This window comes from Dictyobacter arantiisoli (assembly GCF_008326305.1).
Classification (GTDB): Bacteria; Chloroflexota; Ktedonobacteria; order Ktedonobacterales; family Ktedonobacteraceae; genus Dictyobacter; species Dictyobacter arantiisoli.
Window position 1 is genome coordinate 102,726 of the sequence record NZ_BIXY01000002.1, and the last position, 26,120, is coordinate 128,845.

Genomic DNA, 26,120 nt, shown 5'->3' on the forward strand with positions numbered 1-26,120 from the left:
CCTCCTGAGTCTGCGTCGGATCTTTATCCAGCGTATAGGTATTCTTTATGATTTCTTGCTGTTTCATTAATCATCCTTTACGCGTTCCATCCTGAGATTGGGCCTGAGTTCGTGACCGGGTGGTTGACGATGTGGCAGACGTATCGTCCTCAGCCGAACGGGCAAACGTTCCGGGCTCCTGCTCAGAATTGACCTGCTGACGCTTCTCATTGAGGCCGCGCCCGTCAGATGTACGAAGCGTTTGCTGATAATAATCGCCGACTCCAGGATCAGTAGTGTAGGGAACTTGACCGCCCCAATGGGGTTCAGGTAATTCAAAGCCGGTAAGAGGATAATCCTTACGAAGAGGATGGGTTGTCCATTCGGGGGGCATCATAATACGTCTCAGGTCAGGATGGTTGCTAAAGGTCAGCCCGAAGAGATCAAAGACCTCACGTTCGTACCAGTTGGCGGCGGGCCAGATACCCGTGACTGATGGTACAGTGGGATGTTCTTCGCGGCGCTGGCCCACGCGTGTCTTGAGACGTATGTAACAGCGATGTGTCAGCGAAAGTATATGATAGACGACATCAAAACGCGGAACGCGTTCAGGCCAATCCACTGCCGTCACTGTTTCCAGAAACGCATAGTGGAGTTCCTGTTTGAGATAGGCACAGACCTCTACCAGATGCTCTGGCTTTAGCACGAGCGTCTGCTCATCTCGGAACTCGACCGTTTCCACGATTGCTTGGGGGAACACACTCTGCACCGTCTCGATTGTCGATGCTGCTGTAATGACCATACTATTTAGCATTCCTTCAGTGTGCAATAACAATGTGTAAAAAGACACTGCATCAGACTGCCGATACTAACGTGTAAAAAAGACGCTGTACCAGTCTGCTGATAGCAATGTGTGAAAATACACCGCACCAGTATGCCGACACCACAGTCGTAATAAGTCCAAAAAAGCGAACAGCAGGGTTGCAGGTTCTCTAGCCTTCCAGGGAATGTACCAGGATCAATCAAGCCACCCCACCGCGCCAGCCACACACCCGAACGTCCTTGTCCGCTTTTCGATGTATCCAATCTTAAAAGGCAACCGGGCACCGCCCTTTCATTGAGCGTGGCACCCATCTCTACAACACGCACTTACGAGAAGCACATCAACAGTAGCAAAGTATCAGGTTTGATCAGAAATTGGACCCGTCAGTTTTAGTTCACTATCCTTAAGGGGGTCCGGTGGATTAGGGATACCGGCCTGAATCTTGCGTTGTAATTCATTGAAGCCAAACAGCAACATATCAGGCGTAGGAGGACAGCCGGGCACGAAGACATCGACCGGCACGATCTTATCGACACCCTGTACAATCGCGTAATTATTAAAAACGCCACCGCACGAGGCGCAGGCCCCCATTGAAATAACCCATTTCGGTTCAGGCATCTGATCATAGATCTGTCGCAGCACCGGAGCCATCTTCACGGAGCAACGACCGGCCACAATCATCAAATCTGCCTGACGGGGAGAGGCGCGAAAAACCTCCGCGCCAAAGCGCGACATATCGAAGCGACTACCCTGAGCGGACATCATTTCAATGGCACAGCAGGCCAGACCAAACGTCACTGGCCAGAGCGAAGAACTGCGGCCCCAATTCAGCACCTTACTCACCTGAGTCGTCAGGATGCCGAAGTTGCCATCCTTCTCATGGACCGGCAAATCGTGCCGCATGCGCGGCGTTTGCGTATTCGAATACGTCTGAACCGGCTCCCAGGGATTCTTTACTCCCATGTAAACGCTCCCTTCCGCCAAACATAGACATATCCCACCATCAGCACCGCCATGAAGACCAGTAACTCAAGCAAGCCAAACAACTTCAATTGATGCAACAGGATGGCGAGAGGATAAAAAGAAACGATCTCGATATCGAATGCAATAAAAAGCATACCAGTCAGAAGATACTTTACTGGAAAGCGCCGCTTCGGTGCAGCGATCTCTTGAATACCGCATTCATAGGGTGCTAACTTCTCCGGCGAAGGCTTTTTGGGCCCAAGGAAACCAGTGACCGCCATCACCAGTAAGCCAAAGAGGATAGCCAATGTCACATAAATGAAAACGGGGAGTGCTGTTTCCATAGACGTGGGACCCTTCATTTCTTACAAAATACACGCATAGACGCACATTACGAGGTGTCCAAAGTACACTTCCTCATTTGGTATCGTAGCATAGAGGAGGCGATAAAGTCAAATGAAAAGAGCATTCAAAGATACTTCCCAGCAAAGCGAGCCCTGGACTCATCAATAGCAAGCGAGCACTATTCATGTGTTTTAGAGCACAAAATAGGTGAGCCCACCTATTTCATTCTACTACCCATGCGATAGCAAATAAGCCCATCATACAGTGAGGTGTCATGATTTACTACCTCAACTCATTTTGTTTCAATAAAACAGACAATGAACAGTCAACGATTTTTCTTGTTTGCCTGAGCAGTGGCACTGGCATATATTGCTGTAATTGACAAAGGCGGACGGCAATCCTTACAAGAAGGTGATGATTGTCCTTGGCTTACAATGTGATTATATTCTGCCTCCGTAATCACTTTTACAGAATTATCAAAGCGGAGAAAAAGACGCGAAGTGCCTTTAAATTGATCTGTTGCTTTACTCTGGAAAAAGGCAACGTCAACAGACGCGGAAGACGGAACATTCCAAGTTACATCAGGGAAAATATTTTGATCCACTGTAAAATTCCCTGTCATGCCAGGCTCCGGATAGTTTTGTACTAAAGGGCTCAAGGGCAAGAATGATGACTTATCAGAAAATTTTAGTAACTATTTAGGCCATTTCTCCATTGTCATCCACGTTTGGGTAAATCACCCAGGGAGCGATGGTCGTACGATGAAGGGGAAAGCGCACCTCGGCTGTGGCCCTGGCACGCACCTACGTTTTCGGGCATTTGTGGCTTTCCCCTTCATTTTACTTTTTTGAGCGGCATTGCCCGTGGGGGTTAACGGTCGGCGAGCTGGCAGATGGCCTGAATTCCACGTATAAGCTCATCTTCGGTGGCGGCGAGTGAGACGCGAACATAGTCGTCAGTAATTGTGCCGAAGCCCTGGCCTGGCGTGACGGCGACGTTGCTTTCGCGAATCAGATCGAGCGCGAACTGACGTCCGTTGCGAGGGGTGCCGTGCCGCTTGCTGATGTTGATGAGGATATAAAAGGCTCCGTGCGGAGTATAACTATAGCGGTTGGCAGCCTTGAGTTGCTGGATTACGAGATCGCGATGCTGGCGATAACTTTCGCGCATCGTGACGAGACAATCCTGTGGTCCTGTCAAGGCGGCAGCGGCGGCACGTTGGATCGGTGTGCTGATATTGGTGAGTCCCGCGTTAAGCACATCCACAATAGTCTTCATGAGTGGCTTGCCCGCTACGACATATCCGATACGCCAGCCTGTCATGGCATAGGATTTGGAGAAGGTATAGATACCGACAAAGCGTCCGCTTTCAAACTCTGCCGGGGTGAGGAGTGACGCGGGACTGATGTGCTCGCCCTCGAAGATGAGCTGATCATAGCATTCGTCCGAGAGCAGATAGAGATCATGGCGCTGGGCGAATGCTAGCAACTCAGTGATAATTTGCCGTGTCATCACGGCTCCGGTAGGATTACCCGGAGTATTGATTAAGAGCATTTTGGTGCGTGGGCTGATGCGCTTTTCAAGCTGATCCATATCTGGCAGCCAGTCATTGTTGGGATCAAGCGCATAGGGGACGGCGACTGCGCCAGCGATCTGGATCTGCGGCAGATAGATGGGCCAGCAGGGATTAGGGACCAGGACCTCATCACCGGGATCAAGCGTTGCCAGCAGAGAGGATTGGATCGCGCCTGTGCCGCCCTGGGCGATGGCGACATTATCCGGTTCTACCGTATAGCCGTTGATACGTGTGATTTTGTCGGCGATCAATTCGCGCAGCCAGCGCTGTCCACTGGCCGGTCCATATGTTTGTAGCTCGCCGGAAATACTCTCGATAGCTGCCAGCCTGATATGTTCGGGCGTGCGGAAATTTGGTTCGCCGATTTGCAAACGAATCGGGGGCGCGACAGTCTCGCCACGTGCCTCGGCCTCGCGCTGCAAGCGATCCGCATACGCGCCCAGCGAAACAATATCCGGGACTGGAATTTCATACAAAGAAGGTTTGCCTGTTTTCATCATAATCGCCGTCCGCTTTGATAATAATCACAGATATGCTCAATCACCGCACAGAGCAGTGCAATGCGTATCTGTACCTGTTCGATTTCAATATATTCATCGGGATTGTGGGCCAGACCGCCAGCCGCGCCGAGCCCATCCACTGTTGGGATGCCCAGTCCAGAGGTTGTATTCGCGTCCGATGCGCCGCCGCTGCTGACATCCTCGATCTGTAAATCCAGTGTCAGACCTGCCTCTTTCACCAGTTCTACCAGCCGCTTATTCTGTGGCGTCAGCTCAAAAGGAACATTGCCAATGCCGCCTGAGAGAACCACGTGTGTTCCATCCAACATCGTCTGCTCCGTCATCTGCTTCAGGGCCGCCTCAATCGCTTCAAGGCCAGCCAGATCGCTCACACGTACATCGATATCACAATACGCATAATCCGGCACAATATTGGTACGCTGTCCGCCGTGGATGATACCTACATTCAGCGTTGCGCCCGGAATAGTACCGTTAATCTGATCCAGGGCCATCACCTGTCTGGATAGTTCCACAATGGCATTGCGCCCATGTTCCGGCTCAACCCCCGCATGCGCGGAACGTCCGAACACCTCAACGCGATAATTAGCAATCCCTTTGCGGGCTGAAACAATGCGCTGTACTATGCGTCCAGGTTCCATTACCAGTACCGCATCGGCCTCCTGTGCCAGGCGTGCGATCAATGGCTTGCTGGCAGGTGAACCAACCTCCTCATCGCTATTGCACACAAATGTCACGCGTTGATAAGCCGCTTGATCCGCTTCGATCAGCACGTGTAATGCATATAAGCCCATCAGCACGCCCGACTTCATATCCAAAATGCCGGGGCCCTTCGCTACGCGCACGCCCTCCCGCTCCGTAAGCGCAAAGGGACGTTTCATAGCCTCATTAGCCGGAAACACCGTATCGATATGCCCGATACACAACAGCCGTGGTCCCTCTGGATTGCTGCCTGTATGTACCGCTACCAGATTATGACCATATTTTTCTTGTATGTCGAAGGAAGTCGTAAAACCAAACTCAGTAAAACGCTGTTGTAAATAGAAGCCGACCGCATCCACGCCAGCCTTCAAGAAGGTCCCTGAATCGATATTGACGATAGCCTGTAAATCGGCATAAAAGCGCTCCATGACAGGCTCAACCTGCTCAACAGAAAAGTGCTCTGGCATATGCATCCTTTACTTATCGCTTCGCGGTACATGTCCAACAGTAGTAGCGTAGCAGCCCCGGGCAAAGCTTGTCAATGGATGCACGCTTTCCCCCCTGGCGTTCCAAGTCTCTTTTGTGCAGCCTCCAGCGGCAGAGCGAAGCCGCCGTAGCCGCTACAAAAAAGAGGAGGTAGCCTGTCAGTCAGACTATCTCCTCTTTTTGCTTGTTCTGCTTAATGAACGGGTAAGGGATGAGTATTACTCGGTGGATTGGTGGGTTGGCTTGTCGCCGTGTCTGAGACATTCGCCGGTCGGCGTCGCCAGAAGGTTGGCTTGCGCCCCAATTTGCCAGTGACAAAGAGGAAGAAGCAGACCATCAGGATCGTTTCGACAATATAGATGAACATGATGGATGGCAATTCGTAATTACCAATCCAGAAGGTTCCATTGGTGAAGTATGGTCCAATCGGAGCGGGCAGGATCTGGAAGATGAAAGATCCATTCCAGATGGCATGTTGTAAGACAGCATACAATCCGCAACCGAGGCCAATCCAGATGCGTCTTTTGGGCAGCGCATCTTTATGTGTCAAAAGATACCAGCCCAGTGCTGTCATACCTGCGCCAAAGCTATGCAGCAAGCCAGCGGAACTACGCTGAATCGCGACATCCACCCAGTTGCTATAGCCCGAACTGATATAGCCAGAGGTCTCGATCAGATCAAAACCGATGCCACAGGCCATACCCAGCAAAAACGCCTCGGCGGCGCTATGAATTCGTCCAACCAATGTCACCACAGCCAACGGCTTCACGCCCTCTTCGACTAGTGGAGCAACCACTGAGACAACCAGAAACAGATAGATGAGCGTTTTGCTATCATTGGGGATGGGCATATTTGGATCGCTCATATTAAAGCTATTAATATGCATGCTGGATACGAGAATGGCACTCAGGATCAGCTCAAAAATTGAGGCAAAGAGGATCGCTGAGGTTGCGCCACTGATCATGGCGATTGACAGACGGCGCCATGTCGTTGTCCAATGCTCATCCTGCTTATTATGGACGCGCCATACTCCCAGGCTCAAGATTGCCAATGCCGGCAGCATGCCTGCTAACGCGATCAGGAAGACCGTTAGCCAGGTTTGCTGAGCAACGTGATCATTGCCGCGCAGCATCAGGCCGATAGCGATCATCACCACATAGAACGCCAGGAAAAGCACAAACCAGGGGAGACGAAGCTTGCCCAGCGGGATCGACGGCAATTTGAACTCAATCGATTTACGTTGTCTAACTGCCATGATGCTATGATACAGCCCGAAGCTGCCGCCGACCAGGCCAGCGATTGTCAGAGCTGTCAGCATCGTAATACTGCTAAAAAGTTGCCCTGGCTTTGTCGTTGTCGCCTGCGTATATGGGGCCACGAGCGCGGTGATTAGTAAGAATAATGCACACAGCAGACCTGTTGCCAGCACAATACTGGAGCAGATAATTGAGATAATCGAAATCGTTAGCTGATAAACATCCCGTTTCGGCTTGAGTGACTGCCCATAATATCCATAGCCACCGTAGTAGCCATAGGGCGTATAAGGATAATATCCATTGCTATAAGGATAGCCATAACCGCCCTGGACAGGATATCCATACGGTTGTCCAGAATAGGGCTGCGCATACTGGACTGGATAAGGTTGTCCAGGATGCTGTTGTCCCATCTGCCCGGGATAAGGTTGTCCAGGATGCTGTTGTCCCATCTGCCCGGGATAGGGCTGTCTCCAGACCTGTCCCGGGGGATAGGTTGGATTATACGGCTGTTGATACTGAGGTGCGATCGGTGGATAGACCGGTCGCACCATCGGAGGTTGTCCCGCCACAGGCGGATACGTGCCAGGTGTGCCCTGTGAACCTTGTAAACCTTGTGGAACATAAACGGGTTGTGCTGGCGTGGAACCTGTCCGATGGACGAGTGGTTGTGAAACATGTTCCCGATACTTTGGTTCCTCATAGCGAGCCGTTTGTCCAGGCTGCCGCCCATCTGTTGGCTGCTCTTCAGGATGGGTTCTTTTCTGCGTACTGGGATCTATTGGCGGACCCTTATATTCGAAACCCACAATCTTATAACCTTTTCTGCTTTTATTAATTTAGCAATGAATATATCCGTTAATGAATATACGAGTATGGAAAAGCCAGCGTTTCGTCTCAGTATAACGGTCCAAGTGGGAACCTGTCAAAAAACAGCCTTTTTTAAGCAGGGATGCAAGGACGCATGAAATTCCATTCTCCCTCAAATCACAAGCAGGGAGTGCAGGGGACGGTTGTCCCCTTGCCGCGAACGTAAGGCTTTTCAAGCGGGATTGCAAAGGGCGGTGAGCCCTTTGCCGGGGGTTGGGGTGTCCCCAAATACCTCTTTTTCCTCTTTTCTGCGCCGCCGCACGCGGCGGCGAGAGGGAGGTGAGAGATCGGGGCACAGCCCCGGGCCCCAGGTTAAGGGTTGCACCCTTAACAATCCCGCTTACGTTCCCACCTATGGGACGGCCGCAGGCGGTGAATGCAACCCGGTTGAGCGGGAATGATCAAGCCAGCACAGTGGCTTCGATCATTCCCGCGCCCAACTCTTCTTCAAGTTTGTGGCGGAGTTCTTCGCTATAGAAGATCGTATTATCCTGGGGGGTTAAGCGCATTTCCCATTCGCCATTCATTACGACAATCTCAAAGTGATCGCGGCCCGGTTTCTCGCTCAGGCAGCGCTTAATATTCTGGACGCGCATAATATCGTTAGAGACCGACAGCTCATCGTTTCCGGTGAGTTGGAGCTTTACCCAGACCATATACTGCTTACGGTTCATCTCCTCTTCGACCGCCTTGAACGCACTGACACTATTGCAGAGAATACCCGGCTCGTCACGTCTAACCTGAACCTCACCACGCACAATCACCACACTCTCCTCTACCCAGAGTTCCGCGCTTTCCTCATAAGCGCGCGGGAAGACGGTGACAGTGATCGTACCAAACATATCCTCTAACTGCACAATGCACATCGTGTCACCTTTTTTAGTAGTGATCTTCCGTGCCTCTTTCACCGTGCCACAGATCGACACCTTCTGCTTATCGTGTTCCGTGGAGATATCCGCCGTGGTATGACTGGCCTTATCTTTGATGAGATCCATGATGTAAGATAGTGGATGCTTGGAGAGATAGATACCAACTAGCTCTTTTTCCCAGGCCAGTAATTGCTTGCGGGAGATCTCGGCAGCGTTGGTTGTGAGGGAAAAGTTCAGGGCACTATCAATCTCTTCCAGATCACCGAACAGACTCATCATGCCGCGTTCTTTGGCTGCGCGCTCACTCTTGCCAAAGCTTATCGCTCGTTCCACCGATGCCAGCATTAAATGGCGTTTGTCGGAACCCTCAATCGCATCAAACGCACCGGCTTTAATCAAGGTTTCAATCGCGCCTTTGCCGACGGCGCGTGGATCAACACGGGTACAGAAATCCGCCAGAGATTTGAAAGGGCCGCCCTCATTGCGTGCCCGGACAATCTCATTGATTGGTCCATCGCCGATACCCTTGATGACGAGCAAGCCAAAGCGTATGCAGTCGTTTTCAATCGTAAAGCCACGCTCAGAAGCATTGACATCTGGTCCAAAGACTTCGACATTCATGCGCTTACATTCAGCGACCGCATTGGCAATCTTATTGGCATCCGCGGCCTCGGCGGTCATCGTCGCAGCCATAAACTCTGCAGTATAATTGGCCTTGAGATAGGCAGTATAGAAGGCTACCACGGCATAGCTGGCGGCGTGAGCCTTATTGAAACCATAGCCACCGAATGGCATAATCTGTGTAAAGAGTTCTTTTGCAACCTCCGGCTTCACGTTGTTGGCGATACAGCCCTTGATAAAGTCCTCGCGATAGCCCTCTACTTCATCCATATGCTTTTTACTGAGTGCTTTACGGAACTTATTAACCTTACCCCACGAGAAGCCCGCCAGATTTACCGCGATCAGTAGCACCTGGTCTTGATAAACGATAATGCCATAGGACTCAGCCAGCCATTGCTCCAGGCGTGGATCGAGATAGACAATCTTCTTGCGTCCATGTTTAGCATCAACAAAATCTGGAATACTATCCATTGGACCCGGTCGGTAGAGCGCCACCATCGCCGTCACATCCTCGATGCAAGTAGGACCCAACTGCTTGATATACTCGCGCATCTTCGCGCCTTCCAACTGGAAGACGCCGGTCGTCTCACCATCCGCCAGCAGTTCAAACGCCTTCTGGCGCTTAATATTCTGCTCTTCATGGCCCTCAACCGGATCAAGCGGCAGCTTTTCCAGATTGATATCCTCGCCGCGCGACTCCCTGATAAACTTGAGCGCGTTATCTATAATGGTCAGGTTGGAGAGGCCCAGAATATCATATTTGATCAGTCCTAACTCTTCCAGATGGGAATGTTCATACTGGGTAGAGTAACGACCCTCACGGATTTGCAGGGGCACAAACTTGTCCAACGCTTCATTCGCAACTAGCACACCGGCGGCATGTACGCCGGTACCCCGCACGGAACCCTCTAGTTCCAGAGCCAGATTCAATAGCTCTTTGACTTCAGGATCATTATCGCGTAGATCGCTCAATTCTTTGACGCTATCGAGCGAGCCCTGCAAGGTTACCTTTGGACCAGTCGGGAGCATGCGTGCGATACGGTCGCCCAGAGTCTGTTTCTCCAGCACGCGTGCCACATCGCGTACGGCTCCCTTGGCGGCCATCGTCATAAAGGTAGCCATCTGTGCCACACACTCGTGCCCATATTTATTGCTCAGATAGTTGATTACTTCTTCACGGCGGTCATCCGGGAAGTCCATATCGATATCGGGCATATCGTCGCGTTCTGGATTGAGGAAGCGCTCAAAGAGCAATTGATAGCGTAAGGGATCGACATTCGTGATACCCAGCGAGTAAGCCACAACACTTCCTGCCGCCGAACCTCTCGCCAGACAGCGAATACCATTCGTGCGCGCCCAGCCTACATAATCGGCCACCACGAGGAAGTATGGCACGAAGCCTTTTTGGATAATAATGCTCAGCTCATAATCCAACTGGCGCTTAATTGGGTCGGTCATCTCGCCATAGCGATAGCGGATACCGTTCTCACAGAGCGCATATAAATATTCATCCGGCGTGCTGTACTGTAGGGGAACATCGACGGCGGGCAACTTGGCCTTATAGGCCAGAGGATCAACCTCACAGCGTTCCGCCAGACGTACCGTATTGAGCAGGGCATCTTCTAATTCAGGAAATAACTGGCGCATCTGTTCGGGACTGCGCAAGAAAAATTCATCACTCTCAAATTTGAAACGTTTAGGATTACTGAGTGTTCCCTGGGTCTGGACGCAGAGCAAAATCTCATGGGCATGTGCATCGGAATGGGCAACATAATGGAGATCGTTGGTTGCCAGTAGTGGCAATTCCAGCTCTTTAGACATTTTATAAAGATGCTGATTCACGCCCGCCTGCTCGGCATAGCCACTGTGATCCTGGATCTCTAAAAAAAAGTTCTTGGGGCCCAGCGTCTCGCGGAACCAGCGGGCCGTATTATATGCCTCATCGATCTTTCCCTCTAGCAACAACTGCGGGATTTCACCGCCCAGACAGGAGGAGGTGGCGATAATGCCTTCGCCATATTGCTGTAACAGAGCTTTATCGATACGGGCCCGGTTTGCATGCATGCCCTCGGTATTCGCCAGCGTCATCAACTTCATCAAATTGCGATAGCCTGTATTATTTTCGGCCAGCAACAACAAATGATAATAGCGCTTATCGCCTTGCTTAAACTTAGGCTTATCCTTATGGTCGGCGACGAGATAGCTTTCCACGCCCATAATCGGGTGTACGCCACCTTTACGACACTCTTTATAAAATTCAAGCGCTCCATACATTGCGCCGTGATCAGTAATCGCCAGATGGTTCATTCCTGACTCTTTGGTCTGCTTCACCAGCTTTTTAATGCGACTAAAGCCGTCCAGCAGTGAGTATTCTGTATGAACATGTAAATGCGCGAAATCCGCCCCCATTAAAATATCCTCCGTACAAAGACTCAGTAATCGAAAAAAGCACACAAGCAAAAATTATAGGCATACCAATGGAATTGTACAGTGATAACCAATTGCCCTGCGATGTGATAGATATTTGAAGTTATAGCTCTTCATAGTATGCCTCGATTTGGTCGAGATTTCAACGTTTGCTCTGGAACACTTGTTTTTGTCCTAGCCCCTTTGGGAGATAGTTGGGAGTCTGATGATACCTACCTCTTCATGTATGAGGTTAAGGTTTTGAAGCAGCACTAGGAAATGGGTAATAGGATAGAGCGTCACACGAGCATTCTTCAATTCTTTTCTGGTAAGATGGGGTAAGAGTCCAGGTATGGTAAGTAGCACCATGTATATCGAGACATGTGTTTATTGGTATATCAGGATGTTTATTATTGTGTAGTGGGAGGGTCATATGTGGTTGTGTGAATGGTATAAATGTGTTCCTTTTATAAATCATCATGATTTATTCCGCCTGCCTTGCCTCAATTGTGTGCCTGGTAGTAGCCCGATACTGAGTCCTGAGGTTGCTCATGGTTGATCAGATTTCCTTTTTGATTGTTGGAAATGGCATTGCGGGCGTGACTGCTGCTGAGACATTGCGCAATGAAGCTCCAGAGGCGACGATTGGCGTGATTTCCGAAGATGCTCATCCTGTGTACTTCCGTCCTGCTCTTAAGGATTATCTGGCTGGACGTGTGGCTGAGGAGAAGTTGTGGGCCCGCCCCGCGAAGTATTATGAGGGATTGCAGATCCATTATCTGTCTGAGCGGGTGCGGGGCATTTATCCTTCTGAACATCTGATTTCCTTGCAAAGCGGAGGGCAGGTGCGCTATGAACAACTATTGCTTGCCAGTGGAGCCCGCCCCGCTCGCCTGACGTGTCCCGGCTCTGATTTGCGGGGAGTGTTGACGTTGCGCAGTGTGGAAGATTATCGCAGTGCTCTGGAACGTCTTCCCCGGGTGCGTCGCGTGGTAGTGTGTGGCAGTGGGACGCTGGCTCTGGAGACAGTGGAGACGTTGCGCCATCGTGGCCTGGATGTGACGCATTTGATCCGTAAGAAGTTGATCTGGTCCGAGGTGTTGGATGCTACGGCTTCCGATCTAGTGATCCAGGAAGAGTTACGGGCGGGAGTGGATGTGTGTCTGGGGACTGAGATTATTGAGATTATTGGCGCTCGCGGCTCAGTGGTGGCTGTGAAGACGAATAGCGGCGAGCAGATCGCTTGCGAATTGGTGCTGATTGCGATTGGTATTGAGCCAAATATTGATTATGTGAAGTCCAGCAGTATCGCCTGCCGCCGTGGTGTCTATGTTGATGCTCATATGCGCACCAGCGCTCCCGATGTCTATGCCGCGGGTGATGTGGTGGAGACCGTTAATCAAAGTACCAGCCAGACGCGTGTGATTGGTCAGTGGTATCCCGCTATTCAGCAGGCGCGCGCGGCCGCCTATAGTATGCTGGGCATTCTGGATGTGTCGCAGCCGTTTCATGCCGAGACGTTTTATAACGCGACCTTTCTCTATGGCTTGCCCTTCGCATCTATCGGGATTACCAATGCACAGGGTTATCGCGAAGTGATCGCGGAGCCGCGACCACGCTCGTATCGCAAGGTTCTGCTCCGTGATGGTGTGCCTGTTGGGATGCTGGCTCTGGGAGATCGCAAGCATACGCTGGCCTTTAAGCGGGCGATTGATCATCGAGTGCCACTAGATGCTGTGGTAAACTCGTTGATGCATGATGATTTTGATCTGATTGCCTATCTGGATGGTTTGCATGTTCCTCCTTTGCAATTGGGTGTACGTAAGCAGGGAGATACTGGTGCTAATCCGGCAATCGTGGCTCTTGCTAACAAGGGGGCCGGGCAAGATGTAGAGGGTCCTATGTTAAATGAACTGGTTTCATCTGAGCAAACAGAAGCTTTTCTCGTCCATATCGTGGATGCAAATCTGCCTTTACGGGTGGCTGAGGCTCCTCTGAGTCGGCAGTTGATGCTGACGGTGGGACGGCAACCTGGCGTTGATCTGATGGTGAATGAAGCTTCTGTCTCGCGGCGACATGCATTGGTAGGCTATAGTTCCGGCAAATATCAGGTGCGAGATCTCGGTAGTTTGAATGGTACGTTTTTGAATGGTGAACGTTTAGAGGCTGAGCGTCTCTATGCCTTGAACGTCAACGATACCCTGCGTATTGGCAATGTGGTGACATTTCGCTTCCTGTTGCGTACCCTCAATTTAAGCAATCTTTCACCTGCTGGATCAGCGGTATCTACGCAGCAAAAAACGCCTGCCTCTGTTCAAGCATCGCAGCCAGTCGCGCAGTCAGTACCGGTTAGAGCAACTGACTTGCAGTTAGTGAATACTTTGTTGCCACTCAGTGCAGCCCAACCTCTACCACCCGCAATTGTCAACGCGCTTAAAAAAACGCCTGCCTTGATTATTCTACCGCCGAGCGTGCATGGAGAACAGAAACAGCATCCCCAGGTCTATCTTTTACAGGATAAGCGCTCTGTGAAGATTGGGCGCGATGCCAGCAATGACATCTCTTTGAACGATCTGGTGGTTTCACGCCAGCATGCGGAAGTTTTTCTCTCTTCCAGCTTTTTCTATATCCATGACGTTGGTAGCAGCAATGGCATTTCTGTCAATCAGAGCCCGATTGATCAACCGTATCGGCTGGCCCACGGCGATCATATTCTGCTGGGTAATACTATTATCTTTTTTGTGGATCTGCAATCGGGACAAGAGAAGACTAGCAAATTGAAGAAGTTTCCTCATACTCCTGTGTCCCCGCGTGAGCCGCGCACTGCGCCTAAAACGTTGTCGCGTCCCGGTGTCAATACACAGGCCAGAGTGCCAACTGTGCCCGCGCAACATCCCTTCCAGACTAGCGTGGCACCCGTAAAAGTTGTGCTGTGTCCCCATTGTGGGGTTGTCAACATGCCTGTCGCGCGTTTTTGTGCTGGATGCAGCCAGCTACTGAACACGTCAGGGATGAATACCTGATAAACCTGGCCTGGATTACATGTGCATGTGCATATATGTTGTTCTTGAGTGTTTACCGTCCCTGTAAAGCGCTGTTTTGATGTTGTGAGCGATTTTTGTAGTAAAGGTTCTATGGAAAAAGGTTCTATAAACGTCCAGACTGCTCCTGATGTTCCCAATGCCTTGAACATTGGGATGACGCATCGCGCTGCTGTGCAGCCTTTGAGTGTGGAACAGGTACACTTTGAAATCGATATGTGTATTGGCTGTGATCGTTGTATGCGTGCCTGTCCCGTGCCCCTATCGTCCCAGGTATCTATCGCCGAGTTAAATCACGCGACCGTTTCTTCTGAGGTGGCGTCACATGTGGTGCGTTTTACCGACGAGTGTGTGATGTGCGGTTCCTGTGTCTCTGTCTGTCCCGTCGATAATCATCGCGACCTGCTGATGTTGTCTTTAAAGCAGCGCCTGGGCATTCCCTGGGATGGGCAGGTGGATCTCGCCCATGTGTGGGGAGATTTGCCTGAGGGCTGGACCGTAGAGTTACTGTTGCAGGCCCTGCGTGAGCAACCATTATTCCAGGATCGCCAGTTGGTCCCGGATAATTATTTGCTCCACTTTATCGCGACATCGCAATTGCGCATCCTGACGCCGGGTACTGAATTGATGCGCGAGGGTGAATTTGGTCGCGAGATCTTTTTTCTGCTCGATGGTCTCTGCGAAGTCTTTTCTCAGGGAACCGATGCCGCTGATATGCCTATGGCGATCCTGCGCCGTGGCGAGTATGTTGGCGAACAAGGCATGCTGACCGGTCAGGCCCGCAATATTACTGCACGGGTCCAGCGTATTGCCACGGTGCTGGTGGTGCCGGAACAGGTAATGCAACGCTTGATTGAAATTGTTCCCGCTGTGCAGGATTTGTTTGAACAATCTGGCAATGCACGGGCCGTGGTTACGATTTTGTCGCGGCTGGATCTTTTTCAGGATCTGCCACAGGAGGAACTTCAGCAACTGGCCGGGCAGGCTGCGCTCAAGCGTTTTGATCGTTCCGCACAACTTTTTAGCGAGGATCAGCAGAATCAGCCTGAGCGCGAGTCGTTTCATCTCTTGTTGGATGGCTTTGTGAAGGTGGCTCGTAAGACGGGCCGTCCCCAGCCACCTGAACGGATTATCGCCTATCGCCAGCGTGGCGATTATTTTGCGGGCGGTCTGGATATGCTTGGTGATCGACGCGCCGTGACAGTGACCGCGATCACACGAGTTATCGTGGCCGAGTTCTCGCGCGCCCAACTCAAATCTCTGCTGTTGCGCTATCCCGCATTCAAAGAGCGTCTGCAGGAGCGAGTACACCTCTATCAGGAGGCGAAGGTCGCCGCTAATAGCGCCGTCTTTGAACCATTTGATCCCGCTGCGCTGCAAACATCTGTTGCCAATCTGGTATCGGAAGCCGAGGCACGCGCTGGCCTGCATGCCCTGGTGGATGATGGGGTGGTTGAAGGGACCGAAGTTCTGGTGATTGATCTGGACAAATGTATCCATTGCAATGAGTGCGAGGATGCATGCGAGCGCCGCCACGGACATTCCCGTATGAACCGTGAGGGGATGGTCGTTGGGAATATTAGCATTGTGACGGCCTGCCGCCAGTGCCAGGATCCTGTCTGCCTGCTCTGTAGCCGGGCCGGAATTGGCCGTAAGCCGAGCGGCGAAGTCTATATCACCGAGAGTTGTATCGGTTGTGGCATCTGCGCCGAGCGCTGTCCCTATGATAATATCTCAATCGTTCCGCTGGGAGAAGAAGCGGATGAAGCGGTAGCACCTCAGACCTGGCAGCGCTTTAGCCGCTTCTTCAGTAAGGGCGCAGGCAAGGAGCGCGGTCGACGTGCGTTGCCCATGGCTCAAAGTGTGCTGGCCTCTGGACCGTTACAATTGGATCAAGCGGATGCGCTCAGCGAGATGCGCAAAAAGATTGCCATCAAGTGTGATCTCTGTGCGGGTTATGGCAATCAAGCCTGCGTCCAGGCCTGTCCCACCGGAGCAGCATTTCGTACCAATCCAGGGAGCTTCTTTGGTTCCACCGAAGACATTTTGCGCAGTCGTACGCGCTAAGTTTGCTACAGGACTATTCATTCTGCCTGCATCCCTTCCAGGATAGATGTTACAGGCAAAACAGACATTGAAGGAGCATCTTATGTCGTTGACGTCGAAACAATCGCAACAGCCACGCGGTCTGCGACGCCTCTGGCGCGTTCCCACTTCGCCAGCACGCTGGTTCTGGTTAGGTGGCAGTGCCTTGCTCTATGTCGCACTACTGATCTGGTATTATTATGCCCTGCGCGTTCAGGCTTATCCCGGGCCTTTGACAGATCCTTTACGCCTCTTTGGGATCATCGCCTTTGTGCTGGTGCTGACAACCGCGGGATATTCATTGCGACGACGTTTTGTGCGCCAGTTGCCTGGTAAGGTCCAGGATTGGTTGTGGATGCATATATGGTTTGGTATGATTACCATTTTGATCGCACTCCTGCATGACAATTATGGTCGTATCACCAATGATTTTTGCCAGAATCTCGCTTGCCTGACCGATACCTATTGGGCTACCAGCGCCCTCTTCGCGCTTATTTTCCTGGTCGTGAGCGGCATTATCGGTCGTTTGTTTGATTTCTGGCAAACCAGAGTGATTGCCCGCGAGGCCAGTTCCAATGGTGTAGGGATCGAGCGTGCGGTCGAGGAGCGCCTGCGCGAGCTTGAATATACCATTGAGCGCTACTGTGCCGGTAAATCCGATGATTTTAAGCGCATCTGTATGCAGACTGTGAAAGGACATGGAGCGTCCTTTGCTGAGCCAGAGCAGATGGTTGAATCTGAAAGGGCAGATTGGCAGAGTGTGCAGTCTTCCTTGCAGGATCATATACTCCTCTCACGCTCCCTGCATCGCCAGCGGCGTGCACGCCACCTGATTCGTAACTGGCGTGTTGTCCATGTCACGCTCGCCTGCCTCTCACTGCTTGTTATCAGCTATCATGGGATCATGGAATTGCTTACCAACGTATTGCATTTTTAATGCCAGCGACCATAGGAATTCATGGGGAAGTAAACAGGTAAGGTACTGCATGTTTCCGCTGGCTTGTGTTAAACTGACAGCAGCGATGCGCATGTGTATCGATGCCAGATAAAGGAAACGTATGATGCTCTGCCCAAGTTGTCAAGCGCCTGTTGAGGCGGATTCTGTCTTTTGTGGTCATTGTGGCTCACCTTTGCCCCCACTTCATTTGCGTGACCTGGGAGTCTCAGATGACACGCGAACGATCCAGCGTTCAAATGAAGCGGGAAATAGCACTGTGAGCGCGGAAAACCATCAAATGTCTCCTATGCCGCATTTGCCAGTCGCAGTCTTTCCTTTGACACCTGCCCCACTGCGTGCCATAAGCGCCTCATCTTCCACACCGGAGCACGATCTTTCATCTCATTCCTCGCATCCTCCGCGTGCACGTTTCTCCAAAAGAACGTCGCATTCTAGCACTGGACGCAATCTCGTTTCAGTAGCGATTATTCTGGTATTGTTGGGAATTGGTATTGCCGCAGGCGTCCTGGCGCTCTGGCAGAATAAGAACCTGATTTCCAGGATGATGCCCGTTAAAGACAGCACAGCCCTGCCGCAAGGGATAAGCGGCAGGATTTCATTCTCTGGTAGTGATGCCGCGATCCTGAAAACTGACAGCCTGGCAATTCATATCAATGGCCTGCATATCCCTGCTGGCAACGCGCACTACGAAGCCTGGATGCTGGATTTGCAGGATGAAACGCGTATCCAATCCCTGGGACCGCTGATACAAACGGGTGAAGGATACACGCTTAATTTTACCGATCCAAATGGCAATATTCTGAAGCTCGGCAATCGTATTGAGGTTTCGCTTGAAACCACGCACACAACCCTGCCCACTGGTCATGTCGTATTAAGCGCCACCCTTCCACCGCTCGCACTGGTGCATATTCGCCACCTGCTGGTTAGTTATCCAGACACTCCCCATTACATTGGTCTGCTGGATGGTTTGCAGTCGCAGGCCGCAGTCTTCTACCAGCAATCCCAATTATTGGGCATCACACACAACAAAACGAATATCCAGTGTATTGCGCGCAACCTCATCACCATTATCGATGGCAAATTGCCGACCACTGATACTCCCAATGCCAGGACCTGCAATGCCCGACAGATCACCCAGATCGCGCCTGATTACGGCCTGCTCGGCACTATGAACAATGGCTATGTACACATGGTAGGGGTGCATGCATCCCTGGCTGCGACCCAGGCTGATGCTACTGATACCATCAGGCACTACGCGCAGCAAGTCATCCTCGCCAGTGACAATCTCCAGGGTTGGTATAGCATCCTCGATCAGGACGCACAAAGCTTATTAAAAAATCCTGATGATCCAGCCAAAATACATGACATCACCAGTTTGGCTGATCATGCTCTGAACGGTTTTGATGCCAATCATGATGGCAACATCGCGCCCCAGAAAAACGAAGCGGGCGTTATGCAGGCTTATCTCTATGGACAATCCATGGCAACCATGTTTCTCAGCACCCCTGGAGCTTAACCCATCACCATCAAGATCTTGTTGCTCACTTGCTGGCAGGCGCGCAGGCGCGAAAACTCATGCACCAGGATGGCGAAGACCATGGGAATCAAACACTTTGTATGTGAAGACCATGGAAGATATGAGAGCTTTCCTGAATGGAATAGAAATTGCCCCGAAATGTGGTCCAACAACGTATAAAAAATACGTATATATAGCATGAATGGCTATGGATGCGAGTAACGAGGAGGCATTACTAGGGGGAAATGTCAGGCATGGGGACACCCAACATTTTAGTAATACCTCCTATCAATAGTGTACGCTAAAATGCGTGCTTTTGGTGTCATAATTTGTGGAAAATGAGACGAATATAGGGAAATCCAGGGCTATTTGCCTCTGATGTGTGAGCTTAGCCCTTAAAGGGGAGTGGCATTGTGGAGCACGATGATATTTCGATACGCAACACCCTCAACGAATTGACGGGTGCTGAGTGGCTCTATTTTACAAAAAGTATTATCACGACCTCGTATCCCTCAGAGTATGGACACAAATTGCGCAAAGCCCATGGTGCCAATAAGCCACCTCAATTGATGTGTCAACTGATCGAGTTTTTCACCAAGCCCGATGGCGTTGTGTTAGATCCTTTCGCGGGTGTTGGTGGCACTTTAATTGGCGCATCTATCTGTAAGAAACCACGCCAGGCATTAGGCATTGAGATCAATCAGAAATGGGTAGCTATTTATCAGCAAATCCTGGCTGAGAATCAGGATATCCTTCAACCCCAGACTCTCCTGCATGGAGATTGCTTGCAGATCATGCAGACGCTCGCCCCGCACTCCTTTGATTTTATCGCCACCGATCCACCCTACAACATCCATCTTGCCAAAACCATGGTCAATCCACGCTATGCTGAGCTCTATGCCAATCGGCGTAGTGACTATGATATGCGCTCGGAGGATGCCGCCGATTTAGCCAATCTCGCCAGCTATGAAGCTTATCTCGATGCCATGGAACGTGTCTTCGCCGCTTGCTATACTCTGCTCAAGCCGCAGAAGTATATGGTCGTGATTGTTAGAAATGCCTATCAGCATGGTGAATATATGTTTACCCATGTTGATCTGGCGCGTCGCGCAAAACTACATGGCTTTGTGCCGAAAGGTGAGATCATCTGGTATCAATCTGGTACGCGTTTGCGCCCTTATGGCTATCCTTTTGCTTATATTCCTAATATCGCGCATCAATATATTGTGGTTTTACAAAAGCCGAAGCAATTTGTGGTGTGAATTACATTTTCACCCCAAGTTGTTGGTGGACGCGTTATAATAGACTGCAAATAACGATGATACTCTACAATTGCCTCGGCGAAGAGGGTGGGTGACACTTATGGCATACAGACAGAAGCATGATGATCAACGTAACGATGGAAAACAATCTCTGAAAAACAATTCTCAGGAAGATACAACTTTGTTTGCTCAAGCGGATGACGAGTTGCTGGATACGCATGATCGTTCCCATACTGCTCTCACGGCCAGCCTGGAACATGGAGAAAAATATCATGAGGCCGGTAAGCGTGATGTTGAGCTTTATATCCGCACATACAATACCCTGCTCCGTAGCTCTGGCGAGATCAGTCTGAAGGCACTGGTACAGGCCCATTACAATATCGATTCCAGCCTGCATCCCGATGCACGTAAGCCCTATCCGGATATGTCGGCCTTTATCTATAGTGTGTTGCGCCTTCCGGATGCAATCACACGCTGTGAACTGGTCTTGTTAGGACAATCAGAGGTAGTGTTCTTACAACAAGGCTTTCAGGTCAACAAATGGCAGGCCGTGACCGCTTCCGCCCGTCGTCGCAAATGGTTCTACAACGGCCAGAAAACGCTGGCTGTCTATGTCGCTAGTGTCAGCGATACCGATGATATTGTTCCCATTCTGGTCGCCTTCCAGATTGAATGGAACAAAATGAATTATCTGTTGAACGCGGACCCGACGACCATGCAACTGTTGGAAACACATGTGGAGCGCCAATCGCCTGTATTCTCAGAGATCAGTAAAGTCTTGCGTCAGCGTCTCCATATTGCCGCCGATGACTGGGAGCGCCTCGAAGTGATCTGGGGTGACCATCTGTGGGAAAAACTGCATGATATTGGCTCACAGCGCAAGAGCTTTAACCTGCGTATGCTGGGTGGTTCGCATGTGGGCTATGTTAAAGCAACCCGCCAGTGGTGGGCTCCGGTGAGTGGACTGTTGGACAAATTGGGATTACCAGATCGCACTGTCTACTTTGTATCGAGCAATACACACAGCCTTATTAATCTTTTATCCGGCTTCAACCTGCGCCGAGAGCGCGAGTTGGCTGCCTTTGCACGCAGCGGCGCGGATGCCTATCTGGCCGAAGAATATCGGAAGATACAGGATGGGGTTGTGCCGGGTAACTGGCAAAATTTCCTGTACTTTGCTAGCCGTGAATGGGCTCGCACGCCCGCGGGTAAAGAGGCACAGCGTACACGCCTCCAGGAAGCACAGGAGCGTGGTATCTGGCACGTTGATGCCCGCCATGGATTGGAAATTGACGCTCAACTCTTTGAACTCTCCAAGCTTCGCCCGAGCGATATCGATCCACGCTGCCGCATGCCCTATATGGATGTACTCGCGAAAAGTGATGCGATCATCCTCAACATCGACTATCCACTGGGCATGGCCGCGTATCGCATGATGCGCGAGATCATGGAAAATCTTTCCCGTATCAGCGGTATCTATGTACTTGGTAAAGCTGCCACACTCAATGGCAGCATTGGGGATGTCATGATCTCAAATGTCGTTTCAGATGAGCATAGCCAGAACACCTACTGGTTTGACAATACATTCAGCGCCCCTGAAGTGCAGCCCTATCTGATCTATGGATCAGTACTGGATAACCAGAAGGCGGTATCGAGCAAAGGTACTTATCTCCAAAATCGTCAATACTTGGATCATTATTACAATGCCAATTATACCGTTGTCGAAATGGAAGGAGGACCGTACCTCAATGCCATCTATGAAGATCAATACCTCACCCGTTATCCAACCATGGATAACATCAACCTGCTCAGCCTGCCATACGAGCTAGGCATCCTGCACTACGCCTCCGATACTCCCTATACGCGTGGCAAGAATCTCGGAGCTGGTAGCCTCTCCTACTTTGGTATGGACTCGACCTACGCCAGCACCGTTGCCATCGTACGTCGCATCTTCTCGCGTGAAATTGCCGCCATTCGTAGCCGCAGCACCGCGCCAACTCAAGAAACGTCAGAACCTGTTATCAGTCAGCCCCCCGCCGAACCCGAAGGCCAGGACAAAAAAGCCCGCGCTACCAAATAGCGCTCCCTAAATAAACGAAGGCTCGACCACAAAGGATGGGGCCTTCGTTTCCCAACAAAGTCGGGCTCATCCTACCTGCTCAAAGTGTCATCCTCCTGTGAGCCAGTGGCAACGAACGCAACCTACCTGGTTGAGACGCTCACCTTCAATTAGCCACAAACCACCACACCATCCACCAGCAATAATTTGCTTATGGTGGCACTTAGCGTGCAATGCTTTCGACCGGCCGTTGATTGTTGGTTTGCTCAATATCCAATAAACGCTGAATTGCAGCGGCAGTATCTGTCCCTGGAAAGGGCATATAGATCATGACTTTGAAGTCAGGGTTGGCTGGCACCTGTAGCGTTGTGACCTCAAACTGCAAGCGACCGGCAGTGGGGTGCTCAATATCTTTGGGACCATCGTTGCGCCCACGAACATCGTGGCGTGGCCACCAGTCGCGAAATTGGGGGCTGATACGTTGCAAGTCGGCAATGAGTTGTTTATGCCAGTCTTCGTCCGCGTAGCGCGCGGTCTCAGCGCGAAACTCGGCCAGGACGGTCTGGGCCTTCTTCTCCCATTCCATAAAGCCTTCCTGATTGGCGGGATTGGCGAAGATGCGCCAGACGAGGTTTCTCTCATAGGCTGGGGGGGTTATGTTCTCGGAAAATAAGACGCATTTGGCAGTCTTGTTCCTGGCGACATAATCCCAGCGCCGATTCATGATATAGGCGGGGTCGGGATTGAGATCCTCAAGTAGACGCAGAAGTACGGGGCTTATCGTCTCTATCTGGGGAAAGATTGCCGCGGGCTGCTGATTGGCAAGCAAGAGCAAGTGCTGGCGCTCTTCAGGCGATAGCTGAAGGGCATCAGCCAGGCTGTGCAAGACGTCGAGAGAGGGGGAGATGTCTCGCCCCTGCTCTAGAGAGGTGTACCAGGAGACGCCGATATTGGCGAGTTGGGCGACTTCCTCACGCCGCAAACCTGGTAGGCGTCTGCGCCTGCCTGCTGGAAGTCCTGCTTCAGCGGGGGAGAGGCGAGCACGACGGGTACGCAAGAAATCCGCGAGTGTCTCGCGTCGTTGGATATCGTCTTTCATGATGCTAGTAGTTTCCTTATCCTGACACTCTAAAGCCTACGATAACAAGACTCTGGTCCTACGTTTTTACCTGTGGCATACTCTTGAGTGTATCACAGCCAGAAGTTAGAGAATAGGCGACAATAAAAATTTATTGTTACCACAGAAACTATTAGGAGTAAAAGAATAATGACGTTTGACGCAGTAAGAGAACAGGGACATCTGCCAGCGATTGCCGCTGGCACGATTACTCTTGGAGATGATATTGTGGTGAGGCGTATGGGCTTTGGCACCATGCGTTTACCAGGACCCGATGTATGGGGCGAACCGAAAGATCCGGACGAGGCCAGGGCGGTATTGCGCCGGGCCGTGGAACTTGGAGTGAACTTTATCGATACATCGGCTTACTATGGACCCGAGGTGTCAAACCGTCTGATCGCCGAGGCGCTCTATCCCTATCCCAGCGACCTGGTGATTGCGACCAAGTTTGGAGCCAGGCGTACAGAGGACAAGGGCTGGGTCGCGGATATGACGCCTGAGCGGTTGAGGATGGCCTGCGAAGAGAACTTACGCCAGTTGCGCCTGGAACAGTTGCACCTGGTGCATTGTCGCTATATGGATGATTCAGAGATACCTTTTGCGGAGAGCGTTGGTGTGCTGGCTGAACTACAGCGCGAGGGCAAGATTCGCCATATCGGCGTTAGCAATGTATCGTTCGCCCAGTTCCGCGAAGCCCAGGCTATCACTCCCATTGTCTCGGTGCAGAATCTCTACAATATGAGCTATAAACAGGGCGAGGAGCTGTTAGACGCTTGCACAAAAGAGCATATCGCCTTTACGCCCTTCTTCCCGCTCGCAATGGGGCAGCTTGGGCAGGCCAATAGTGCTCTGGAGGTGCTGGCACAACGCTACCAGGCTACAGCCGCGCAAATCTCCCTGGCCTGGCTCCTGGCGCGCTCACCACAGATGCTGGTTATTCCGGGTACATCTTCGCGCGTCCACCTGGAGGAGAATATCGCCGCGGCCTCAATTCACCTGACAGAGACCGACCTCGCAGAGCTAGAACACGCCCTCTGGTGAGCTACAGGGTTATATATATGACACCTATAGAAAGAGAAGGAGCCTGGTGGTGATCAGCCACCGGGCTCCTTCTCTAGATGTTGATGTAGTCTGGGCGCAGGCGGATTAGCGATTAGCGCCAGTGCAAGGTGTCTCCATTGTCTGGAATGCGCGGGCCCGCTGCTTCTGTATGCGTTGAGGTTTGACGCCATGTGCAGCGCACTTCCTGCTGTACGATCAACTGTTGGATGGATTGATCGTATTCCTGACGCGTGAAGTGTCCGAACTCTTTGAGGATGAGTTGCTGGCGTAGATCGGGCCAGCGGCGTATACGCGAGACTATTCCTTGTTGCTGGATATGCCGGGGAAGTTGGTTTAGGTCCTCTTCCAGGCGCTGCTGAGCCTGATGAGCAAACCATTCCTCACCAAGCACGCCGCTATAACTTTGTTGATAGGTCTGCCTTTGATAGAGGCAGAGCGCGTCATTCATAATTAACAGGCTATCCTGGCGGCGGCTGGCAAAGATAAGCGTGTAGGGAATGGGAATGGTGCTGGCGGGACCATTGGGAATGGATAGTGCGATGTGTTGGGGTGTCCACTGATAATGACGCTGCATAGAGGCCGTCAGAAGCTCAAGAAAGCCTTTTACCACCTCACCTCCTTCAGTTGGCAAGCTCTTCCATCTATCACTGCGCAATAAGCTTGTGAGGGCCGTAGCCTGTTCCGGCAGTTTTGTGGCGGCCTGAAGTTGTATGCTGATCTGGTGGTGGGAGAGGCAGAATAGCAGTTCCGTCGGCACGGTTCTCTGATAAAGGGGGGCCAATTGTTCATTGCTCATGGTAAGTGGATCAAGCAGCAGGATGGCCGGTGCTGGCTCGATCTCCTTGAGGATCGCTGCCGCGCCCTCGCGCCAACCTGTCGCAACAATCCCGCTCTCTTTCGGTAGGAGAATTCCCGCTTCTTCAGCCTGCTGCCGTCTGGCTGACCGCTTGCTACTTTTACTGGAGCCATTGCTTAGCAGCAAACCATACAGGGTAACAGGTTGGTTTTCACGTACAAGTTGCTGAGCCAGCGTGACGACTGGCTGTAGTGCAGGCGCAACTGGCACTATCTCTTTTTTGGCTACACGTTTTCCATTCCTGGATGATGCCTGTCTCTCTTCTTTTCTTGTCGCTGTCGTCGCTGCTGGCAGGCGTAAACTGCGTGCATCATAACCTCCGAGGGCATCGATCCAGTAGCAGCGCCGAAAGATGCGTGAATCGCCCAGAGAATGACAATAGGGGGCGACATAAGATTGAAGCAGCCAGCCTCGCAGCCATGACAATATGGCGCGATTCGTCGGGCGACGCGTGCCATGTAAAGCAAGCGGATGGCTGCCCTCTGCTGCGCCTGTGAGCGATTGATCCTGTTCGTCGGAATTCGTCCATAGCTCCATCTTGTGCCTATTTTACCACAAACTCATGCCTGCCCTGCGATGTGTTGTTTGGTGAAAGCGGAGTGCAGGGGCGGCAGCTCCTGATGGAGCGTGATGGCAGGCATGCCGGGGGCATGACAGTCCTCGTACCTTCCCTCTTCCACCACCCGGAAGGACGGGACGGAGAGCCTTAGAAAATGCATGTTTGACAGGCCGAAGAGGTTGTGCTAAAATTGC

Annotated in this window: 17 protein-coding genes; 7 read left to right on the forward strand and 10 right to left on the reverse strand. The window is 51.5% G+C overall.

Annotation, left to right across the window (positions count from 1 at the left end; genetic code table 11):
• Positions 1-70 precede the first annotated feature (70 nt).
• From F1593_RS01530 to F1593_RS01565, 8 genes are all read right to left on the reverse strand, one after another.
• Positions 71-781, reverse strand: a complete 711-nt coding sequence (locus F1593_RS01530; protein ID WP_216368745.1) for an NADH-quinone oxidoreductase subunit C — start codon at positions 779-781, stop codon at positions 71-73.
• 378 nt (positions 782-1,159) lie between these two features.
• Positions 1,160-1,693: an NADH-quinone oxidoreductase subunit B gene (locus F1593_RS01535; protein ID WP_371873775.1), complete on the reverse strand. Its 534-nt coding sequence runs from the start codon at positions 1,691-1,693 to the stop codon at positions 1,160-1,162.
• Positions 1,694-1,755: 62 nt separating this feature from the next.
• Positions 1,756-2,109 carry an NADH-quinone oxidoreductase subunit A gene (locus F1593_RS01540; RefSeq protein ID WP_149399635.1) on the reverse strand — a complete coding sequence of 118 codons (354 nt, stop codon included), beginning with the start codon at positions 2,107-2,109 and terminating at the stop codon, positions 1,756-1,758.
• Positions 2,110-2,435: 326 nt separating this feature from the next.
• Positions 2,436-2,714 carry a hypothetical protein gene (locus F1593_RS01545; RefSeq protein ID WP_149399637.1) on the reverse strand — a complete coding sequence of 93 codons (279 nt, stop codon included), beginning with the start codon at positions 2,712-2,714 and terminating at the stop codon, positions 2,436-2,438.
• Between the two features lie 266 nt (positions 2,715-2,980).
• Entirely contained in the window at positions 2,981-4,186 is a 1,206-nt protein-coding gene (locus tag F1593_RS01550) for a pyridoxal phosphate-dependent aminotransferase (RefSeq protein WP_149399639.1), read from the reverse strand.
• Complete coding sequence (locus tag F1593_RS01555) at positions 4,183-5,373, reverse strand: M20 family metallopeptidase (protein WP_172631780.1); 1,191 nt, start codon at positions 5,371-5,373, stop codon at positions 4,183-4,185. The genes F1593_RS01550 and F1593_RS01555 overlap by 4 nt, the downstream gene beginning before the upstream one ends.
• Before the next feature lie 212 nt (positions 5,374-5,585).
• Complete coding sequence (locus tag F1593_RS01560; RefSeq protein WP_149399643.1) at positions 5,586-7,454, reverse strand: PrsW family intramembrane metalloprotease; 1,869 nt, start codon at positions 7,452-7,454, stop codon at positions 5,586-5,588.
• Between the two features lie 462 nt (positions 7,455-7,916).
• Positions 7,917-11,414 carry a DNA polymerase III subunit alpha gene (locus tag F1593_RS01565; RefSeq protein WP_149399645.1) on the reverse strand — a complete coding sequence of 1,166 codons (3,498 nt, stop codon included), beginning with the start codon at positions 11,412-11,414 and terminating at the stop codon, positions 7,917-7,919.
• Positions 11,415-11,962: 548 nt separating this feature from the next.
• Between F1593_RS01565 and F1593_RS01570 the strand changes: the two genes are divergently transcribed.
• From F1593_RS01570 to F1593_RS01595, 6 genes are all read left to right on the forward strand, one after another.
• Positions 11,963-14,434 (forward strand): FAD-dependent oxidoreductase, encoded by a 2,472-nt coding sequence (locus tag F1593_RS01570; RefSeq protein ID WP_149399647.1) that lies wholly within the window; start codon positions 11,963-11,965, stop codon positions 14,432-14,434.
• Between the two features lie 111 nt (positions 14,435-14,545).
• On the forward strand, positions 14,546-16,519 hold the full coding sequence (locus F1593_RS01575) for a cyclic nucleotide-binding domain-containing protein (protein WP_149399649.1): 1,974 nt from the start codon (positions 14,546-14,548) through the stop codon (positions 16,517-16,519).
• An 82-nt stretch (positions 16,520-16,601) separates the two neighbouring features.
• The gene (locus F1593_RS01580) at positions 16,602-17,474 is read left to right on the forward strand and encodes a hypothetical protein (RefSeq protein ID WP_149399651.1); all 873 of its coding nucleotides are present in this window, start codon (positions 16,602-16,604) and stop codon (positions 17,472-17,474) included.
• A 121-nt stretch (positions 17,475-17,595) separates the two neighbouring features.
• Positions 17,596-19,011 (forward strand): zinc ribbon domain-containing protein, encoded by a 1,416-nt coding sequence (locus F1593_RS01585; protein WP_149399653.1) that lies wholly within the window; start codon positions 17,596-17,598, stop codon positions 19,009-19,011.
• Positions 19,012-19,424: 413 nt separating this feature from the next.
• Positions 19,425-20,273 (forward strand): TRM11 family SAM-dependent methyltransferase, encoded by an 849-nt coding sequence (locus F1593_RS01590; RefSeq protein ID WP_172631781.1) that lies wholly within the window; start codon positions 19,425-19,427, stop codon positions 20,271-20,273.
• Between the two features lie 100 nt (positions 20,274-20,373).
• Positions 20,374-22,353 (forward strand): DUF6909 family protein, encoded by a 1,980-nt coding sequence (locus F1593_RS01595; protein WP_216368746.1) that lies wholly within the window; start codon positions 20,374-20,376, stop codon positions 22,351-22,353.
• A 202-nt stretch (positions 22,354-22,555) separates the two neighbouring features.
• Here the strand turns inward: F1593_RS01595 and F1593_RS01600 are convergent, their stop codons facing one another.
• Positions 22,556-23,431, reverse strand: coding sequence for a helix-turn-helix transcriptional regulator (locus F1593_RS01600; RefSeq protein ID WP_149399657.1), 876 nt, complete (start codon positions 23,429-23,431; stop codon positions 22,556-22,558).
• A 168-nt stretch (positions 23,432-23,599) separates the two neighbouring features.
• On the opposite strand from F1593_RS01600, the gene F1593_RS01605 reads away from it, so the two are divergent.
• On the forward strand, positions 23,600-24,490 hold the full coding sequence (locus F1593_RS01605) for an aldo/keto reductase (RefSeq protein WP_149399659.1): 891 nt from the start codon (positions 23,600-23,602) through the stop codon (positions 24,488-24,490).
• A 112-nt stretch (positions 24,491-24,602) separates the two neighbouring features.
• On the opposite strand, the gene F1593_RS01610 is transcribed toward F1593_RS01605, so the two are convergent.
• Positions 24,603-25,904, reverse strand: a complete 1,302-nt coding sequence (locus tag F1593_RS01610) for a hypothetical protein (protein ID WP_149399661.1) — start codon at positions 25,902-25,904, stop codon at positions 24,603-24,605.
• Positions 25,905-26,120: the final 216 nt, after the last annotated feature.

Bases quoted from the DNA above. Each gene is read 5' to 3' on its own strand.
- F1593_RS01530 (WP_216368745.1), bottom strand. From the start codon at position 781: ATGGTCATTACAGCAGCATCGACAATCGAGACGGTGCAGAGTGTGTTC.
- F1593_RS01540 (WP_149399635.1), bottom strand. From the start codon at position 2,109: ATGGAAACAGCACTCCCCGTTTTCATTTATGTGACATTGGCTATCCTC.
- F1593_RS01550 (WP_149399639.1), bottom strand. From the start codon at position 4,186: ATGATGAAAACAGGCAAACCTTCTTTGTATGAAATTCCAGTCCCGGAT.
- F1593_RS01555 (WP_172631780.1), bottom strand. From the start codon at position 5,373: ATGCCAGAGCACTTTTCTGTTGAGCAGGTTGAGCCTGTCATGGAGCGC.
- F1593_RS01565 (WP_149399645.1), bottom strand. From the start codon at position 11,414: ATGGGGGCGGATTTCGCGCATTTACATGTTCATACAGAATACTCACTG.
- F1593_RS01570 (WP_149399647.1), top strand. From the start codon at position 11,963: ATGGTTGATCAGATTTCCTTTTTGATTGTTGGAAATGGCATTGCGGGC.
- F1593_RS01575 (WP_149399649.1), top strand. From the start codon at position 14,546: ATGGAAAAAGGTTCTATAAACGTCCAGACTGCTCCTGATGTTCCCAAT.
- F1593_RS01580 (WP_149399651.1), top strand. From the start codon at position 16,602: ATGTCGTTGACGTCGAAACAATCGCAACAGCCACGCGGTCTGCGACGC.
- F1593_RS01585 (WP_149399653.1), top strand. From the start codon at position 17,596: ATGATGCTCTGCCCAAGTTGTCAAGCGCCTGTTGAGGCGGATTCTGTC.
- F1593_RS01595 (WP_216368746.1), top strand. From the start codon at position 20,374: ATGGCATACAGACAGAAGCATGATGATCAACGTAACGATGGAAAACAA.
- F1593_RS01600 (WP_149399657.1), bottom strand. From the start codon at position 23,431: ATGAAAGACGATATCCAACGACGCGAGACACTCGCGGATTTCTTGCGT.
- F1593_RS01605 (WP_149399659.1), top strand. From the start codon at position 23,600: ATGACGTTTGACGCAGTAAGAGAACAGGGACATCTGCCAGCGATTGCC.
- F1593_RS01610 (WP_149399661.1), bottom strand. From the start codon at position 25,904: ATGGAGCTATGGACGAATTCCGACGAACAGGATCAATCGCTCACAGGC.